We start from the raw sequence: 18,218 nt of genomic DNA on the forward strand, positions 1-18,218 counted from the left end.
TTTACTGAGGTCTACTGATTAACAAAAAAGTGATCGGCTTGAATAGTATTGACCGATCGGCATCATGGTATTACGCAAGAGTAGGACATTCTCGATTTCTATTAAGAAAAGCCCGATTCATAAGAGTCGGGCTTTTTGCTGTCTGGTATTTGAAACAATCACTAATAAGCACGAATAAATTCCCGCCTACAGTATGAGAGCTGTGTAGGCGGGATTTCAATCGCGCAAGGTAATAGCACCGAAGATAGTAAGCGTGTGGGTGTATTTCTCTTTATGTGAGAGTAGGGCATTCTCGATTTCTATTAATAAAAGCCCGATTCATAAGAGTCGGGCTTTTTGCTGTCTGAGATTTGAAACAATTACTAATAAGCGCGAATAAATTCCCGCCTACAGCATGAGGGCTGTGTAGGCGGGATTTCAATCGCGCAAGGTAATAGCGGTCGAGGTGTAAGCGTGTGGGTGTTTTTCTCTTTATGTGAGGTCACTCCTGTGCATCAGGATAATAAGCTCAGGATAATATGCTCCTGCATTATCCTAATAAGTGGCATCCATGCCACGTCTGCATTGTCAAATAAGTTACATCCATGTAACGTCATGATACTTGTAACATTAGTGAATCCATTCACGTCAGTATGACATTCTCGATTTCTATTAGGAGTAGCCCGATTCATAAGAGTCGGGCTTTTTGCTGTCTGGGATTTTATAATAAGCGCGAATAAATTCCCGCCTACACGACCAAACGCATATCCCCGCCTAAAGTACCAAACGGATTTTCGCCGATGCTTCCCTGATCAAAATCAGCTCTTAAATATTCCAATCGACTTACCATAAAATATACGTTACGTTGGTGGTCATACCAGATATTAACATTAGAAGTAGATCGTATATGACTAAGCCGAGCATAGATAAACGCATTGAATTGCAGATAACCGATAATATTGCCCATGTCAGGTTTAATAGGGCTGAAAAACATAACGCTCTTGATATGCCGATGTTTTATGCTATCCGTGAGACTATTAAACGCTTGCAGCGTGATCGTTCGATAAGAGCGGTTATTGTTGAGGGCAAGGGTGAAGATTTCTGTTCCGGTTTAGACATTAAATCGGTAATGAAGTCGGCCAAGGCACCATTACAGCTACTGTTCAAATGGTTACCTTGGCAAGCTAATTTAGCTCAGTACGTTTCTGTTGGTTGGAGAAAGATACCTGTACCGGTGATAATGGTTATTCATGGTCGTTGTTGGGGAGGAGGTTTGCAAATTGCTTTGGGTGGTGACTTCCGTATTGCTGCGCCTGATAGTTCCATTGCAATTATGGAGTCTCGTTGGGGCTTAATCCCAGATATGGGCGGAACTGTTGCGTTAAAGGAAATAGTTAACTTAGATGTAGCTAAAGAGCTTGCTATGACAGGAGCCATTATTAATGGCGAGCAAGCACTTAACTATGGACTCGTTACCCATGTAGATGAAGATCCCTATGGCAAAGCCTTACAACTGGCACAAACCATTTGCCAGCAGTCACCCGATGCTGTCGCCGCGACCAAAAAACTTTATAACAAAAGTTGGTGGAGTAAACACGGTTTTGCTCTCGCTAGAGAGTCTTATTATCAAATAAAAATTTTATTGGGCCGGAACCGAAAAATTAAAACCTATAACCAACTTAATCAAGATAAAAAACCAAGAGCGTTTATTAACCGACAAAACTGGTAACCATTCTCGTGTGGCTTAGTCGGACGGTACAGGATGTACCTTAATAAGATAATGCAGGAGCACATTATCCTGAGTAATTATCTTGAGCATATTCTCCTGAATCCAAGTCTACCTTGTCCTGAAACAAGAACATGGATCTTCGACAAGAGAACTCGAAGATGACAACATTGGGCGAGTAAACTCGAAGGTGACGGTCATTAACAACTTGACTATTTTTAATGTTATTACTAAGTGATACTCTCGCGAAAATTACTCTTCTAGCTAGACAACTACAAGTAATTTTCGTACTATTCTGCGCTAAATGTTAAAATATATCTTGGACATGAAAACAATAAAGATAAGCAGGGCTGTAACTGTACTTAGCTAATGAATGAGCAAATCACCATAATGTTTAAATACTCTAATAAAATTGGTTGTCGCATCGTTGGTAATTATGTCAATCCCGAAACCTTTTCCCTAAAGCAAGACTTATCATTCCTACAGCGAGGTAAATAATTACTGTGATTATTCAAATTAACCTAATGAAACTTTAACTTTAATGCCTAATATTCTTAAACTTTTATCTGTTATTCTCTTTATTACTCTGGCTGGATGCACAAGTATGCCTAGAGAAGTAACAGCCTCAGTCCCTTTAGTATATCCTTCTCAGGGTAAACCAAATAAACAAGAAATCCCTAGCCAATACTGGTCTGTTTTATCTGATCCACAAAAATCTCATCTTCCGCATGATAAATACCAAATTCAAATGGCTAGCTTGTATATATCCGCCTTAGGTTTAGTGTGTAGAGAGTTAATTATTGTCGATAAAGAAAATAAGCTGGAAAAGCGGATTACCTGTGAAAATGATTTTATCGATGAAAATAAGCAGCAAAATAAAGCTTGGTTTCTAGAAAAACAAATTATTGAGTCAAGCAGTTATGTTGAGTTGTAATAAACGGAATGAAAATGACACTAAATAAATTATCAGCATCACTGGCGGCAATGCTACTCTCTATTTCACCATTCGCTTTGGCCAACTTTGGGCAAAGTAGTATTGACATGGCCAACAGTACTACTGATGCCATAAAAAAAATCAGTGCGCCAGCTGCATTGCAATCACTCGAAGCTGACAGTTATACCAAACAATCAAGGCAGGGCTTATTGTTACCAGGTGAAGTTGATGTTCGCCAGTTATTACCCTCATCAGGTGAAAATTATCCACCACCTTATGGTGCTAATATCTTTGCCGGTGGTTATGAATCTGAGCGAAGTGATGGTTTAAATGCTAACTATTTAATAGCGCCAGGGGACAAAATAAGTATCTGGTTATGGGGCGCCGTATCCTTTGCTGACATCACCACGGTTGATAATCAAGGTAACATTTTTATACCTAATATTGGACCTATCAAGGTAGGAAATATTCCGGCCAGTGAAGTCAATAAATTAGTAAGTTCAAAAATTAAAGCCATTTACACCAATAATGTCGAAGTGTATGTCAATTTATTAACGGCAACACCGGTGAGTGTATACTTATCAGGCGCTATAATCCGCCCTGGGCAATATGCAGGTATGGCTTCTGACAGCATATTATATTTCCTTAAACGAGCAGGTGGAATTGACTCAGAGCGTGGTAGTTACCGTGAAATACAAGTGCTGCGTAATGATAAAGTCATTGCTTCCATTGACCTGTATGAATTTATTCAGTCAGGAAAATTAAAAAACATCACCTTTAAAGATAAAGATGTCATTTTAGTGAAACCACAACGTGCAGCGATAACGGTTTCAGGCGGGGTGAGAAATCCATTTAGATTTGAATTAACGGATGAGGTGTCAACGGGTAAACAAATTTCTGCCTACGCAAGGCCCTTGGCCAAAATAAGTCATGTCGGGGTGTTTGGTCATCGTCGTACCGGACCTTTTTCCGTTTATCTTGAATATAAAGAATTCCAAAAATTTAAGTTACAAGATGGCGATAGTGTTGTCTTTAACGATGATTTACATGCACAAGTCATTGATGTACAGGTATCAGGTAGTTACTTAGGGCCTTCTTATTTTGCTATTAAAAAAGGCACTCGTTTACATGACTTACTTGCTCATATTCCAATTAATCCTGAGCTTACCGACAATAAGTCTGTCTATATTTTACGTAAAAGTGTTGCAGCCAAACAAAAGCAAATATTGGCAGATTCATTAGATAGATTAGAACGTAGCGTATTTACCGCGCCAGTTTCTTCTGATGGTGCCGCCTCTATTCGCGCTAAAGAAGCCGAAATGGTAATGATATTTTCTGAAAAAGCCCGGAAAATAGAGCCGCTTGGTAAGGTGATTGTTTCTGAACTAGGCCATACCGCTAATATTCTTTTAGAAAAGGGTGACCAAATAGTTATCCCACATTACACCGACCTTATTCAAGTGGGTGGCGAGGTGTTAATGCCGCAAGCGGTGGTTTATAACCCCAATGCCAGTATTGATGATTATGTCGCATGGGCAGGTGGTTTTAGTAACCGAGCCGATGATGAAAAAATATTCATCGTACGCGCGAATGGCACCGTGATTTTTGATAGCACAGCAAAAGTAGCCCGTGGCGATCAAGTGATAGTGTTACCAAAAGTAGACGCAAAAACCATGCAAGCGGTTAAAGATATCACGCAAATTATTTATCAAATTGCCGTTGCCGCCAATGTGGTGATTAAGTAATGCTTACTTGCCTAGTAATAAGCCTATTAAGAAGACAAACGGTGAGCACTTTTTAGTTATGTTGGCATCAAAACAAGTTATAGAAACCATTATTAAATTAGCTGAAACTAATCAAGATATTGATGTTGTCTGGCTATATGGTTCAAGGGCAACTAACAAACATAAAGATCATAGTGATTACGACATAGCCATTGCCTTTAAAAACTTTAAACTTTCAAGTTTTGATAAATATTTACGGCCGAATGTACTGGCTATAGAGTGGTGTGAAGAGACAGGACTGAATTCAGATAAATTAAGTGTCGTGGATATTAATCAAGCACCTATATATTTAGCTTTTAATATTGTCGAAGACGGCGTGGTAATATATCAAGCAGCTACAGCCCGTGCATTTACAGAACAAAATAGAATTTATGCGCAATATGAATACCAAAAAAGAGAAGCAGAGTAATGGTTAATGAAGGTTTACAGCTGTATTTAATTGAGGCTAAAAAACATCAACAACAGTATAAGCTGGAGTTAGATGAGTTAAGAATAGATTTATTAGCTGATAACTTTAAAGGGCGTGACTACCGAGCAACGGAGCGTCTTTTACAAATATTTACTGAATTGTGCATAGGTTTAGCTAAACACTGGTTAAAAGGTATTCAACGAAGCAGTACTAGTGAGGCCTACCAAACATTTTCACTATTAAAAAAGCATAATCAGATCAGTAGTGAAAATTTAGCTTTATGGAAAAAAATTATTGGACTGCGTAACGGTTTGGTACATGACTATCTAAATATAGACTTATTGATTGTTGAGCGAATTATAAAAGAACAGCATTATCTCCAGTTAGAAGAGTTCGCCAATAAGGCCATCTTGCATTTACAGACAAAAAATAATGAAGCGTAACGCTCAAATTAGCGAACCTTTATTTTCAAAGGTTTTTTTATCATGGCATTAATCAAAAAACGTTCGACCCTGCAAATATGGGCAGATGTCATCTTTGCTATATTCTTGCGTGAAATAAAAAGCAGTTTTAATGATAAGTTTGGCCTAAGTTGGGCCATTATATCACCGATGATCATGGTTGCTGTGATGGTGGTGATACGACAGCCCTTTGATGGCGGTGATACGCATGGTTTATCAACGCTATTTTTTATAATTTATGGGGTGTTATTGGTGCAGTTTTATTTAGGGGTAATGGGAAAAACGGCGGAGGCGATTCAAAAAAACAAACCTTTATATGCCTTTAGGCAAGTTCAACCTATTAGTTCTATTGTCGCTATTGCGGGTTTTGAGTTGCTAGTAAAGTTTTTTTTAGTGTTGGTTATCGCTATTATCTGTTTTTTTATGCGAGTAGATATCCAGATGCATGACCCGCTTGAAATTATCTTAATAGTCTTTCGGGTTTGGATTATTGCTATCAGCGTAGGCACTTTGTTATCACTCGCGAGTTGTTATGTGCCCGAAGTTAAAAAATTACAGATATTTATTACCAGGCCGCTGTTTTTTATATCGGGTATATTTTTTAGCTTACAAGATATCCCACAAGAATATTGGCACTATTTAACATGGAATCCACTGTTACATGCGGTAGAGTTAGCACGTTATGCGGCATCGCCCGCTTATGGCGATGCCGGAGTTAGCTATTTTTATTTAGATGCCTTCACATTGTCTAGCCTGTTTTTGGCTTTAGCTTGTTACCACATAGGCTGGAAACAAGCGATAAGCAGATAGAACAAGTGATTAGTCAATAGAGTGTTGCTGATTTTTTATATTTGCTAACAGCCGATTGCTGAAAGCTAAAATTTTACTGAGAGCTGACAGCCAATAACTGTGAGTTGTTTTTTATGCCTGAACAAAGATTTTTACAATTACGTAATGCACTTAAACCAGAAGAATTTAACAGTGTCATATTTTTAAAACAAAAAGCTGAAAAAATAAAAACCTCTGATCCTCAATTATCAGCGCGAATTTTAGTACGAGTCAATAACTTAGAAAAACAACAACGCATGAAAGTTGAAAAACGTTCAATGGGCCCAGTAGTCAAACTTTCTTCAGAGCCAGTCGCTTTACTTAAAAGGCTACAAGCTTTAACGCCTGCAAAGGTTTTTTCGGTTTTTCTTGCTCGTATGCAAACCTTAAAACAGTCAAGCTTTATGTGGTTTGTTGTTTTACCTTCCTTGCTGTTTGCAATTTATCAGATATTTATTGCCACAGAGCGTTTTGAGAGCCAAGCACAAATTATTGTCCAACAACCCGATGCTATGGCCACCATGGATGCTGGCATGGCTTTCTTAACGGGCATGGGCGTACCCACAGGAGGCTCTGATAGTGAGTTAATTAAAGCGTATGTTTACTCAAATGATATGGTGACATATTTAAATCAAGAGTTAGATTTACGGGGGCATTATAGTCAAAATTTTATTGATTACTTTAGCGGTATTCATAAAAGTGATACTCGGGAAGAGCTACTTGCTTATTACCAAGAAAGAGTAAAAGTAATTATTAATGAAAAATCGGGTATTATTACTATTTACAGTCAAGGTTTTGATAGCGAATTTGCCCAGCAGCTAACCAATAAAATCGTCAAACGGGCTGAGTGGTTTATTAACTCTATAGGTCATCAATTAGCGAATGCTCAGCTGGGTTTTATCCAGGGTGAACATGAGAACATAGAACAGCGCTTTGCCGCGGCACAAACTAACTTATTAAATTTTCAACAACAATATAATTTATTAGACCCGATGGCAGAAGGTATTGCCATGCAACAAATCACTTATACCCTTGAAGGACAAATTGCGGTCAAGCAAACAGAGTTAAAAACCATCCAAGCAATAATGAGTGCTAAAGCGCCACAGGTAAAGGCACTAAAAAATGAGCTCAATGCCCTAAAATCCCAGTTAAAATCAGAAAGAAGTAAACTTGCTCAGTCAGGACAAGAAGAGCTAGCGGTGAGTGAACTGTTAGCAAAGTTTACCGATTTTAAAATTAAAATGGAGTTGGCCTTACAAGCGTATACTTCATCACAAATATCGTTAGAGAAATCAAGAATTGAAGCTTATCGTCAAATGAAATATTTAATTGTAGTAGAGCAAGCAACCTTAAGTGAAGAAAATAAATATCCAGGTGTATTTTACAATATTAGCTTATTTCTATTACTACTCAGTATGATTTTTGGTATTGCTAGAATTATATTTGCCACAATACAAGAATTAAAATAGCTAACAATTAACAATTAGGGAAAATATGAGCTTAAATCCATTAAATCGTAAAGGAATTATTTTAGCTGGAGGCTCAGGTACTCGTCTATATCCATTAACAAAAGTTGTCAGTAAACAACTAATGCCAGTGTACGACAAGCCGATGATATTCTATCCTATTTCAAACTTGATGATGGCGGGTATTACCGAAATACTGATTATATCAACACCCGATGAAATCCATCGTTTTGAGCGTTTACTTGGTGATGGTAGTACTTGGGGCATCAAATTTGACTATGTGGTACAACCCACTCCTGATGGCTTAGCTCAAGCCTTTATTTTAGCTGAAGAGTTTTTAGCAGGTAGTCCTGCAGCATTAATACTGGGTGACAATCTGTTTTATGGTCATGATTTTTCGACGTCAATGCAAAAAGCGAATCAACAGGAGACGGGTGCAACAGTTTTTGGTTACCATGTGGCAAATCCAGCGTCTTATGGTGTGGTCGAGTTTGATGAGTCTGGCACAGCCATCTCTATTGAAGAAAAACCAACTCAACCTAAGTCTAACTATGCTGTCCCTGGACTCTATTTCTTTGATGCCAATGTAGTCGAGATTGCTAAAAATATTAAACCTTCCAAACGAGGGGAGTTAGAGATCACTGATGTGATTGAGCAATATTTACAGGCTAAATTGTTGAAAGTTGTGATAATGGGGCGAGGCACTGCATGGTTAGATACGGGTACACTGGATGATTTATTAGACGCCGCTATTTTTATTCGAGCTATTGAAAAACGTCAAGGGCTAAAAATTAACTGCCCTGAAGAAATTGCCTTTCGTATGGGGTATATTAATGAAGAACAGTTGAAAGCAATTGCATTGCCATTAGTGAAATCTGGATATGGTCGTTACTTATTATCATTGTTAGATCATAAAGTATTTTAAAATATGAAATTTATTGAGACAAAGATTCCCGATGTAAAAATTATTGAACCAGAAGTCTTTGGTGATGAACGTGGTTTTTTCATGGAAACCTTTCGTACCAGCCTCTTTAATGAACACTGTGGCGTACAAGAATTTGTGCAAGAAAATCACAGTAAATCTAGCCATGGCATATTACGTGGTTTACATTTTCAAACAGAAAATACTCAAGGTAAATTAGTACGTGTAATTAAAGGTGAAGTTTTTGATGTGTCGGTAGATTTACGAACAAGCTCAGCAACGTTTGGTCAATGGGTTGGTGTGTTACTTTCAGCTGAAAATAAACGCCAACTATGGGTGCCAAAAGGCTTTGCCCATGGTTTTTATGTAACTAGCGACGAAGCCGAGTTCGTCTATAAATGTACAGATATCTATAACCCTAAAAGCGAGGTATCAATAAGGTGGGATGACCCTACACTGAGCATTGATTGGCCACTAAAAGGCAATAGAAAGCCAAGCCTGTCAGTAAAAGATCAAGCAGCATTACTCTTTTCAGAAGCGCCGAAGTTTAAGTAATTTATGACACTATTTATCTCTATTGCATCTCACTTAGATCATGACATCATTATAAATTTAGGTGTGATTAAAACCCTCAATGAATTTGATGAAATAAAAGTTGTCTGTCGGGATAATATTCCAAGCAATAAGCTTAAAGTTTATTGTCAAAAGTTTGGTGCGCATTATATAGCGAATAATCATGAGCAAGGTTTTGCTGCGAATAACAACGCTAATTTTCTTTACTGTAAAGAAAATCTAGGTATGCAGGATCAGGATTACTTTATTCTGTTAAACCCTGATATCGATATTATTGCAGAACAAGTCACCAACCTATTAACAGCATTAGCAAATAAAAAAATTGAATTGGCAGCTTGCAACTTATACCTCGACAGAGAGGAAATGTTGCATGATGATAATATTCGTTTGTACCCTAAATTTACCAGTTTTATAAAGACCTATCTGCTTAATGACAAATCTACTATGGTTCATAGAGGCGAGTCATTTGAGATAAGTGATGACCACTGGATAAATGGTTCATTTATGATTGTACTGGCTAGTGCTTATCAAAGCCTATCGGGGTTGGATGAGCAGTTTTATTTATACTGTGAAGATATTGATTTTTGTTATAGAGCCAAAATTAAAGGCTATAGATTAACCTATTTAGAAAATGTTAAAGCAATACACTTTAAACGACGTGACAGTCGTAAATTTTTGAGCAAATACTTTTTTTGGCATGTGAAAAGTGTGTTTATTTACTCTTTTAAAAGTAAATCTATTAGAGCAAGAAAATCACAGTTAGGTATTCAAACTCAGTGATTGATATCGTTTTAGCGACATACAATGGCGAAAGTTTTTTAGCTGAGCAAATTCACTCTATTCAAAATAATAGCGGCTATAAAAAATGGGTATCGCGATTATTGGTTGTAGACGACGGCTCCACTGATGCAACATGTTCAATTGTTAAAGAGCTAAGCCTTCATGATGAAAAAATAACATGGATAGAAAATACGACAAATCAGCACGGGCCAAGTAATAACTTTGCCTTTGGCTTAGCGCAAACTCAAAGCCAATATATTATGTTGTCGGATCAAGATGATGTTTGGTTACCTGAAAAAATTCAAATGTCGATTGATAGAATAAAGCAACTAGAAATTGAGTCTGGCTCAGTGCCCATACTTGTCTTCAGTGACAAGGAAGTAGTAGATGAACAGCTTAAAATAATTTGTAGTAGTTACTTTAAACTACAAAACATAGCTAAAAACTGGCATTTAACTTTTGAACAGCTATGCCAGCAAAATGTTGTTTCTGGTTGTACCATGTTATTCAATCGTGTTTTGTTAAATAAAGCGATGCCAATACCTGAGCAAGCCTATATGCATGATTGGTGGCTTGCCTTAGTGGCCAGCCGATGTGGCAAGTTAGAGCTTATAGACAAGCCGTTAATAAAATACCGACAACACAATAATAATGCTATTGGCTTGAATCAGCGCAGCAAGCTAAATTCAATCATCCGGTTTTATCACTACCTAAAACAGTTTGAGCAGAGCTTTTTGAAAATTATTGAACAAGCAAAAGCCTTTGAAATTTTCGAACAAAAAAATGGCTTAATTTCAAATAAAACAATCAAGTCACTAGCTAATGTTCGTGACTTATCAAAAAGACAAAAGATTGCACTTTTGATCAATAAAACAATTACTCGAAGCCATTTGCTTGGTAAAGTTGCACTACTTATTGTGCTACTGAAAATTTAGCGAAATATAAATAAAAGGCACAAGGCGAAAGGAAAGCCTTTGCTCTTGAACCTTGTAAATAGAACCTTAAAACTTTTAACTTGAGCTCTGTTAAATGAAAATACTTATCACCGGAAAAGGCGGCCAACTTGCTTGGGAACTTGAGCAAACAAAACCCCAATCTCTCGAAGTTATCTGCTTATCATCTAAAGAACTAGATATTACTGACCAAGCACTCGTTAATAACATATTAGCTAGCCATAAGCCTGATGTAGTCATCAATGCTGCCGCTTATACCGCAGTTGATAAAGCGGAAACAGAGCAAGAAAGAGCTTATGCGGTAAACGATTTAGGCAGTGAGTATTTAGCGATAGCCTGTAAAGAATTGAAAGCTCAGTTGATTCACGTATCAACTGATTTCGTTTTTGATGGCAGCAAAACAACGCCTTACCAAACCGACGAACAACCGAATCCTTTAAATGTTTACGGCGCATCTAAGTTAGCGGGTGATATTAAGGTTAGTGATATCCTAGGCAGCGACGCAACCATCATCCGAACAGCTTGGGTATATTCAGCTCATGGTAATAATTTTGTTAAAACCATGCTGCGTTTAATGGCTGAAAAAGACCAGCTAGGCATAGTATACGATCAAGTAGGCACACCAACGTGGGCTAAAGGCCTAGCTAAAATGATTTGGGCATTGGTTGCTCGTCATTCCAGAACCGAGGAACGAGGTATCAGGAATCCAGGTCATTCGGATGAAAGTAGAAACCTTGAACCTTCAAGCGAAGCGTCCTTGCCTCTTTCTCCTGCACCTTTGAGCGAAGCGACCTTGGGCCTTGTCTCTGCCCCTTCAAGCGAAGCGTCCTTGCCCATTTCTCCTGCAGCTAGGCTGTTGCATTGGACCGACGCAGGTGTTTGCTCTTGGTATGACTTTGCCGTAGTAATACAAGAATTAGCCATTGAAAAAGGTATGTTAGACAAAGCAATTCCTATTCGTCCAATACCGGCAAGCGCCTACCCAACACCAGCAGCACGACCAAGTTTTAGCGTGATAGACAAAACAAGCGCAGAACAAGCGAGTGAGGTAGAAACTATCCACTGGCGTAAACAACTATCTGCGATGATGGATGAGCTCGCGCACGCGAGGGAGACAAGTAGAAAGGTACAAGGTAAAAGGACAGATAGGTTGTAGGCGGGATTTTAATCGCGCTTGGCTCTGATGTGTATTGGCATGAATTAAGGGCTTGTAGGCGGGATTTTAATCGCGCTTAGCTCTGATGTGTATTGGCATGAATTAAGGGCTTGTAGGCGGGAACTTGTTCGCGCTTAGCTCTGATGTGTATTGGCATGAATTAAGGGCTTGTAGGCGGGAACTTGTTCGCGCTTAGCTCTGAAGTGTATTGTCATGAATCAAGGGCTTGTAGGCGGGAACTTGTTCGCGCACAGCTCTCGGTAATCAAGGGCTTGTAGGCAGGAACTTGTTCGCGCACAGCTCTCGGTAATCAATGGCTTGTAGGCGGGATTTTAATCGCGCTTGGCTCTGAAGTGTATTGTCATGAATCAATGGCTTGTAGGCGGGATTTTAATCGCGCTTGGCTCTGAAGTGTATTGTCATGAATCAATGGCTTGTAGGCGGGATTTTAATCGCGCTTGGCTCTGAAGTGTATTGTCATGAATCAATGGCTTGTAGGCGGGATTTTAATCGCGCTTGGCTCTGAAGTGTATTGTCATGAATCAATGGCTTGTAGGCGGGAACTTGTTCGCGCTTAGCTCTGAAGTGTATTGTCATGAATCAAGGGCTTGTAGGCGGGAACTTGTTCGCGCTTAGCTCTGAAGTGTATTGTCATAAATCAAGGGCTTGTAGGCGGGATTTTAATCGCGCTTGGCTCTTGATAAAAGAAACAGAAGAAACCTCACTAATAAGTGAGTCTGAGGCAAAACCTCAACGTACATATGTCCAAGTGGACATTAATAAATACCAAAAGCGAACAGACAAAAGGCAATCCCTGCTTGTTAGGAAGTAGAATAAAAATATGGAAAATAGAAATATTCTCGTTACCGGCGGCGCTGGCTTTATCGGTACTAACTTTGTACTTTATTGGTTAGACAACAACCCACAAGACAAAATAGTGGTATTAGATGCCTTAACCTATGCAGGTAACCGCGCAAGCCTAGCCTCAGCAGAGAATAACCCAAATTTTATTTTTGTTCACGGTGACATTTGTGATACATCATTAGTAGAAACGCTACTAAAAGAACACAAAATTGATACCTTAGTACATTTTGCCGCAGAGTCTCATGTAGACCGCTCAATCACTGGTCCTGATGCCTTTATTGAAACCAATATTATCGGTACCTACAGCTTATTAAAAGCGACTAAAAAGATATGGTTAGACCAGCCCAAAGCACAAGGGCAAGAACCACTCAAGCATCGCTTCCATCATGTATCCACCGATGAAGTATATGGCGAATTAGGGCCAGATGACCCAGCTTTTACCGAAGAAACAGCCTATGCACCTAATTCACCTTATTCAGCATCTAAAGCGGCGAGTGATCATTTAGTACGTGCTTACCATCATACCTATGGTTTAAATGTTACTACCTCAAATTGTTCAAATAATTATGGGCCTTATCACTTCCCTGAAAAATTAATCCCACTAATTATTACCAACATATTATTCGACAAACCCTTACCTGTTTACGGCGATGGCCAGCAAATACGTGATTGGTTATACGTAGAAGATCACGCTCGTGGTATTGAGCTGGTACTCAATAAAGGCCGCGTCGGTGAAACCTATAACATTGGTGGCCATAACGAATGGGCAAATATCGATATTGTGAAATTAGTCTGCAAGCTAATGAATGACTATTTTAACGGCACCCTTGTACCTAGCTCATTGAACCTTACTCCCAGTGAACTAGCAGGCAAGTACCCGCTAGCTAAGTCTGCTATTGCAGGTTATTGTGAAGAGCTAATCACTTTTGTTGAAGACCGAGCTGGGCATGATTGGCGTTACGCGATTGATGCCACTAAAACCAATAAGGAATTAGGTTATAAACCGGTAGAATCTTTTGAAACGGGCATTCGCAAAACAGTTGAATGGTACCTAGGTAAAGAAGATTGGTGGCAAGGATTACTTTAATTGCATATAGCTTGCTATCGAATTATCGTATTAACAATAAATCAACATGCCTATGCACTTGGCTCAGGATCGTCATCCCCGTGGTGTTTTAATCGGGGATCCAGTGCATAAAGAGCAATGGATCTTCGATCAGAGACTTCGAAGATGACGTTTACAAAGAGTTCCTGAGTAAACTACATAGGCATGTAAATCAATAAAACAAACATAAAACAGATAATCAGTAGGTAACAACAATGAAGTTAATCCCAGTAATTATGGCCGGAGGTAGTGGCAGTCGTTTATGGCCGATGTCACGTTCGCAATACCCTAAACAATTATTAAAGCTAACCAGCGATAAATCAATGCTACAAGAAACAGCACAACGTATTGTGCCGTTAACCAAGCAAGCACCTTTAGTTATTTGTAATGAAGATCACCGCTTCATAGTGGCAGAGCAGTTAAAAGAGCAAGATCAACTCGGAAAAATAATTTTAGAGCCTGTAGGCAGAAATACCGCGCCCGCCATTGCCTTGGCTGCTTTACAGATAGCCAAGGAAGATCCCGAAGCGTTAATGCTAGTTTTAGCTGCCGATCATGTTATTAAAAACCAACAAGCCTTTATTTTATCGGTAAATAAGGCCGTTGCTCAGGCACAAAACAATACCTTAGTTACTTTTGGTATAGTGCCAGACCAAGCTGAAACAGGATACGGTTATATTAAGCGTGGCGAGCAACAAGGTGATTGTTTTACCGTTGACAAGTTTGTAGAAAAGCCTGACAAAGAAACAGCACAAGCCTACTTAGACAGTGGCGATTATTACTGGAACAGTGGCATGTTTGTTTTTAAAGCCAGTACCTATTTGTCTGAATTAGAAAAATACCAGCCAGAAATATTAAGCGCTTGTCAGCAAGCCATGCAGCATACTACGCCAGATTGTGACTTTATTCGGGTAGATAAAACTGCTTTTGAAGCCTGCCCTGATGACTCAATAGATTACGCAGTAATGGAAAAAACGTCTTTAGCACTCGTAGTACCAATGGATGCAGAGTGGAGTGATGTTGGCTCATGGTCGGCGTTGTGGGATATTTCTGAAAAGGATAGTAACAACAATGCCACTCGCGGTGATGTGCTCATTCATAATTCAAGTAATAACTATATCAATGCCGAGCAGCGTTTAGTTGCCGTGGTAGGCGTAAGCAACTTAGTTATTGTTGAAACCAAAGATGCAATATTAGTTGCAGACAAAAGCCAAGTACAACACGTAAAGAAAATTGTTGAACAATTAAAAGCCGCCAATCGACCCGAGCATAAAATCCATCGAGAAGTATATCGCCCTTGGGGGAAATATGATTCCATTGATAACGGAAAACGCTATCAAGTAAAAAGGATAACGGTAAAACCGGGTGAAAAACTTTCTATTCAAATGCATCATCACCGGGCAGAACACTGGATTGTAGTATCAGGTACCGCGAAAGTCACTAATGGCGATAAAACCTTTTTACTCACCGAAAATGAATCAACTTATATACCTATTGGCGTAGTGCACGCGCTAGAAAACCCAGGTAAGTTACCGTTAGAAATGATTGAAGTACAATCAGGTTCATACTTAGGTGAAGATGACATCGTCAGGTTTGAAGATCGTTACGGAAGATCATAAACTCCATCGTCATTACTGAATAATAGGAACCAAGTGCTTAAGTAGGCGGGAACTTGTTCGGGCCCAGCTCTGAAGTGTATTTTCGTTAATCAAGGGCTTGTAGGCGGGATTTTAATCGCGCTTAGCTCTGATGTGAATTTTCCTGAATCCATTGTCGTTTGGTTTTTATAGCGAGAATGAGATACAGTACAGTTGTTCCACCGCCATTACCGAAGTTTCTAGTCGGACGTGGCATGGATCTACTTATTAGAGAATGCGGTTATTGGTAATAGTGTAGGCGGGATTTTAATCGCGCTTATCTCTATAGCGTAGGCGGGAACTTGTTCGCGCCAGTTCACTGAATCCATTGTCGTTTGGTTTTTATAGCGAGAATGAGATAGAGTACAGTTGATGCTCCGTCATTACCGAAGTTTCTAGTCGGGAATCCATGTTTCAATCTTTAATGTCAATTTAAAAATAAAAACAAGTAAAGAAAAATAACTATGTGACTAACCCCGTTAGTAGTTATTAACAATAAAAGAGCACCACATGACTAATATAATATTTTCAGGTATAGATAAAACCTTTTTTAACCGCTTAACATTCAACAACAAAGTGACTGCCAGTTGGTTACCTATCGATGAACTAATAAGTACAGGCCCTGAAGTAGATAGCAGTAATACTAAATATGTGGTGTTTTACAACTCACCAGAAGATTTTTTATCAAAGTTAGGTGATAAAGCGCTCAGTAATTTGGAACAAGCCGAACAGCAATGGCTACCACAAACAGAGTTGCTGGTACAATTTTATCTAGCCCATAAAGACAATGCTATTTTGGTAGATAGTGAGCAATGCGAAGTCAGTTTTGATGTATTTAGCCTACTGGTAAAGGCTAAATTAAATATCGATTGCCAAAGTTCAAACACCGGCAATAACAATACCCGCAAAATTGATGATGGTGAAAAACTATTAATACAGTCACTGCAGTTAACGCTAGTAACGGCATTAAGTGAACATTATGATATTCAAAATACTTATGAAAATGTAAGAAGTGCCGCCGATTTACTGGTAATCAGTGATGACTATACACCGGAAGACCGTGCGTGTACCCTGCGTGATAAGTGTCAAAAACTTGTTGAGAACATTAAACTAAACTACTCAAAATATACCGACTTAGTGAAAAAAAGTGAATTGTCCTTATCACTAGCAGAAGGGCAAGTCCAACAGTTACAAGAAGAGTTAGAAAATACAGGCAATGAACATAAGAAATCAGCAGTTAAAGCTGCTGATGCAATGTCTACAAGCCAAGAAAACAATAACCAGCTAACTCAAGATAAAGCCAAACTTGAAAATGCTATAACCGAGTTAAGTGCTGAAAATGAATTGTCCTTATCAATAGCAGAAGAGCAAGTACAGCAACTTCAAGAAGAGTTGGAGACAACACACCAGCAGCATAAAAAATCTGAAGAAAAGCTAAAGCATAACCTAAAACTTAGCAAAGAAGCTGCAGCTAAAGCTGCTGATGAAATGTCTACAAGCCAAGAAAGTAATAACCAGCTGACTCAAGATAAAGCCACACTTGAAAATGATATAACAGAGTTAAGCGCTGAAAATGAATTATCCTTATTGCAAATACAGCAGCTGCAAGAAGAGTTAGAAGCTATATTCAGTCAGCATAAAAGTGCGGAAGAACAGCTAAAGCATAACCTAAAACTTAGCAAAGAAGCTGCTGATGAAATGTCTACAAGCCAAGAAAGTAATAACCAGCTGACTCAAGATAAAGTCACACTTAAAAATGATATAACAGAGTTAAGCGCTGAAAATGAATTATCCTTATTGCAAATACAGCAGCTGCAAGAAGAGTTGGAGACAACACACCATCAGCATAAAAAATCTGAAGAAAAGATAAAGCATAACCTAAAACTTAGTAAAGAAGCTGCAGGTAAAGCAGCTGATGAAATGTCTGCAAGCCAAGAAAATAATAACCAGCTAGCACAAGAAAAAGCCACCCTTGAACTTGATATAACAGAGTTAGGCGCTAAAAATAAATTGTCCTTATCAATAGCAGAAGAGCAAGTACAGCAGCTGCAAGAAGAGTTAGAAGCAATGCATTTAGAGAAAAATCAATATAAGCAAAAAGAAAAAGAGTTAGCACAGCAAAAAAACAGTAATAAAGAGAGTGAACAGTTATTAGAGCTTAAAACAGAGAATGAAATAGCACTCTTGCAAATTCAACAACTGCAAGAAGAGTTAGAATTCTACTTCATTAAATATCAGTCATTAAGTTCCAACAGTTTTATAAGTAATATTACGCCAATAAACATTGCCGATAAACGCTTTGAAAAATCGTTAGGTTTAGCAAGGTTATTAAATGCTTAACTAAAGCAGATGTCATTCAAGTAATTTATTTCACCACAGAGGTCACGGAGGCGCGTTGCGCTACACAGAAAGAACGAATAATAAGTATTAAGTCAGTTGTACTTAATCATTAATGCACTACCTCTGTGTTACTCGGTGTCCTCTGTGGTAAAAATCACTAAAGGGCTTTAACAATAGAGTACACAGAGGCGCGTTGCGTTACACAGAGAAAACGAATAATAAGTATTAAGTCAGTTGTACTTAATCATTAAATCACTACCTCTGTGTTTCTCAGTGTCCTCTGTGGTAAAAATCACTAAAG

15 protein-coding genes are annotated in these 18,218 nt (G+C 38.6%); all 15 read left to right on the plus strand.

Annotated elements, in window-relative coordinates; translation table 11 throughout:
* Window positions 1-886 precede the first annotated feature (886 nt).
* Window positions 887-1,708, plus strand: coding sequence for a crotonase/enoyl-CoA hydratase family protein (locus MTCD1_RS16980; RefSeq protein ID WP_057183607.1), 822 nt, complete (start codon window positions 887-889; stop codon window positions 1,706-1,708).
* A gap of 601 nt (window positions 1,709-2,309) precedes the next feature.
* Window positions 2,310-2,639, plus strand: a complete 330-nt coding sequence (locus tag MTCD1_RS16985) for a hypothetical protein (RefSeq protein WP_057183609.1) — start codon at window positions 2,310-2,312, stop codon at window positions 2,637-2,639.
* Window positions 2,640-2,653: 14 nt separating this feature from the next.
* Entirely contained in the window at window positions 2,654-4,384 is a 1,731-nt protein-coding gene (locus MTCD1_RS16990; protein WP_057183612.1) for a polysaccharide biosynthesis/export family protein, read from the plus strand.
* 7 nt (window positions 4,385-4,391) lie between these two features.
* On the plus strand, window positions 4,392-4,832 hold the full coding sequence (gene mntA, locus MTCD1_RS16995; protein ID WP_231733112.1) for a type VII toxin-antitoxin system MntA family adenylyltransferase antitoxin: 441 nt from the start codon (window positions 4,392-4,394) through the stop codon (window positions 4,830-4,832).
* Window positions 4,832-5,275 carry a type VII toxin-antitoxin system HepT family RNase toxin gene (gene hepT, locus MTCD1_RS17000; RefSeq protein ID WP_057183614.1) on the plus strand — a complete coding sequence of 148 codons (444 nt, stop codon included), beginning with the start codon at window positions 4,832-4,834 and terminating at the stop codon, window positions 5,273-5,275. Before mntA ends, hepT begins: the two co-directional genes overlap by 1 nt.
* Window positions 5,276-5,317: 42 nt before the next feature.
* A complete protein-coding gene (locus tag MTCD1_RS17005; RefSeq protein WP_057183616.1) occupies window positions 5,318-6,103 on the plus strand; it encodes an ABC transporter permease in 786 nt (261 codons plus the stop codon).
* A 113-nt stretch (window positions 6,104-6,216) separates the two neighbouring features.
* On the plus strand, window positions 6,217-7,590 hold the full coding sequence (locus tag MTCD1_RS17010; RefSeq protein ID WP_057183618.1) for a KpsE/RkpR family capsule polysaccharide export protein: 1,374 nt from the start codon (window positions 6,217-6,219) through the stop codon (window positions 7,588-7,590).
* 25 nt (window positions 7,591-7,615) lie between these two features.
* Entirely contained in the window at window positions 7,616-8,512 is an 897-nt protein-coding gene (rfbA, locus tag MTCD1_RS17015) for a glucose-1-phosphate thymidylyltransferase RfbA (protein WP_057183620.1), read from the plus strand.
* Between the two features lie 3 nt (window positions 8,513-8,515).
* Window positions 8,516-9,064: a dTDP-4-dehydrorhamnose 3,5-epimerase gene (gene rfbC, locus MTCD1_RS17020; RefSeq protein ID WP_057183622.1), complete on the plus strand. Its 549-nt coding sequence runs from the start codon at window positions 8,516-8,518 to the stop codon at window positions 9,062-9,064.
* Between the two features lie 3 nt (window positions 9,065-9,067).
* On the plus strand, window positions 9,068-9,862 hold the full coding sequence (locus tag MTCD1_RS17025; RefSeq protein ID WP_057183624.1) for a glycosyltransferase family protein: 795 nt from the start codon (window positions 9,068-9,070) through the stop codon (window positions 9,860-9,862).
* On the plus strand, window positions 9,859-10,797 hold the full coding sequence (locus MTCD1_RS17030) for a glycosyltransferase family 2 protein (RefSeq protein WP_159459918.1): 939 nt from the start codon (window positions 9,859-9,861) through the stop codon (window positions 10,795-10,797). Before MTCD1_RS17025 ends, MTCD1_RS17030 begins: the two co-directional genes overlap by 4 nt.
* 94 nt (window positions 10,798-10,891) lie before the next feature.
* The gene (gene rfbD / locus MTCD1_RS21855; protein WP_057183628.1) at window positions 10,892-11,971 is read left to right on the plus strand and encodes a dTDP-4-dehydrorhamnose reductase; all 1,080 of its coding nucleotides are present in this window, start codon (window positions 10,892-10,894) and stop codon (window positions 11,969-11,971) included.
* An 841-nt stretch (window positions 11,972-12,812) separates the two neighbouring features.
* Window positions 12,813-13,922: a dTDP-glucose 4,6-dehydratase gene (rfbB, locus tag MTCD1_RS17045; RefSeq protein ID WP_057183632.1), complete on the plus strand. Its 1,110-nt coding sequence runs from the start codon at window positions 12,813-12,815 to the stop codon at window positions 13,920-13,922.
* A gap of 233 nt (window positions 13,923-14,155) precedes the next feature.
* Window positions 14,156-15,559, plus strand: a complete 1,404-nt coding sequence (locus tag MTCD1_RS17050; protein WP_057183634.1) for a mannose-1-phosphate guanylyltransferase/mannose-6-phosphate isomerase — start codon at window positions 14,156-14,158, stop codon at window positions 15,557-15,559.
* 528 nt (window positions 15,560-16,087) lie between these two features.
* Window positions 16,088-17,917 (plus strand): coiled-coil domain-containing protein, encoded by a 1,830-nt coding sequence (locus MTCD1_RS17055; RefSeq protein ID WP_057183636.1) that lies wholly within the window; start codon window positions 16,088-16,090, stop codon window positions 17,915-17,917.
* Window positions 17,918-18,218: the final 301 nt, after the last annotated feature.

This window comes from Colwellia marinimaniae, assembly GCF_002207865.1.
Lineage (GTDB): Bacteria > Pseudomonadota > Gammaproteobacteria > Enterobacterales > Alteromonadaceae > Colwellia > Colwellia marinimaniae.

What these genes read in the sequence shown, in the direction of transcription:
- MTCD1_RS16980 (WP_057183607.1), top strand. Translation starts at nt 887, where the DNA reads ATGACTAAGCCGAGCATAGATAAACGCATTGAATTGCAGATAACCGAT.
- MTCD1_RS16985 (WP_057183609.1), top strand. Translation starts at nt 2,310, where the DNA reads ATGCCTAGAGAAGTAACAGCCTCAGTCCCTTTAGTATATCCTTCTCAG.
- MTCD1_RS16990 (WP_057183612.1), top strand. Translation starts at nt 2,654, where the DNA reads ATGACACTAAATAAATTATCAGCATCACTGGCGGCAATGCTACTCTCT.
- hepT (WP_057183614.1), top strand. Translation starts at nt 4,832, where the DNA reads ATGGTTAATGAAGGTTTACAGCTGTATTTAATTGAGGCTAAAAAACAT.
- MTCD1_RS17005 (WP_057183616.1), top strand. Translation starts at nt 5,318, where the DNA reads ATGGCATTAATCAAAAAACGTTCGACCCTGCAAATATGGGCAGATGTC.
- MTCD1_RS17010 (WP_057183618.1), top strand. Translation starts at nt 6,217, where the DNA reads ATGCCTGAACAAAGATTTTTACAATTACGTAATGCACTTAAACCAGAA.
- rfbA (WP_057183620.1), top strand. Translation starts at nt 7,616, where the DNA reads ATGAGCTTAAATCCATTAAATCGTAAAGGAATTATTTTAGCTGGAGGC.
- rfbC (WP_057183622.1), top strand. Translation starts at nt 8,516, where the DNA reads ATGAAATTTATTGAGACAAAGATTCCCGATGTAAAAATTATTGAACCA.
- MTCD1_RS17025 (WP_057183624.1), top strand. Translation starts at nt 9,068, where the DNA reads ATGACACTATTTATCTCTATTGCATCTCACTTAGATCATGACATCATT.
- rfbD (WP_057183628.1), top strand. Translation starts at nt 10,892, where the DNA reads ATGAAAATACTTATCACCGGAAAAGGCGGCCAACTTGCTTGGGAACTT.
- rfbB (WP_057183632.1), top strand. Translation starts at nt 12,813, where the DNA reads ATGGAAAATAGAAATATTCTCGTTACCGGCGGCGCTGGCTTTATCGGT.
- MTCD1_RS17050 (WP_057183634.1), top strand. Translation starts at nt 14,156, where the DNA reads ATGAAGTTAATCCCAGTAATTATGGCCGGAGGTAGTGGCAGTCGTTTA.
- MTCD1_RS17055 (WP_057183636.1), top strand. Translation starts at nt 16,088, where the DNA reads ATGACTAATATAATATTTTCAGGTATAGATAAAACCTTTTTTAACCGC.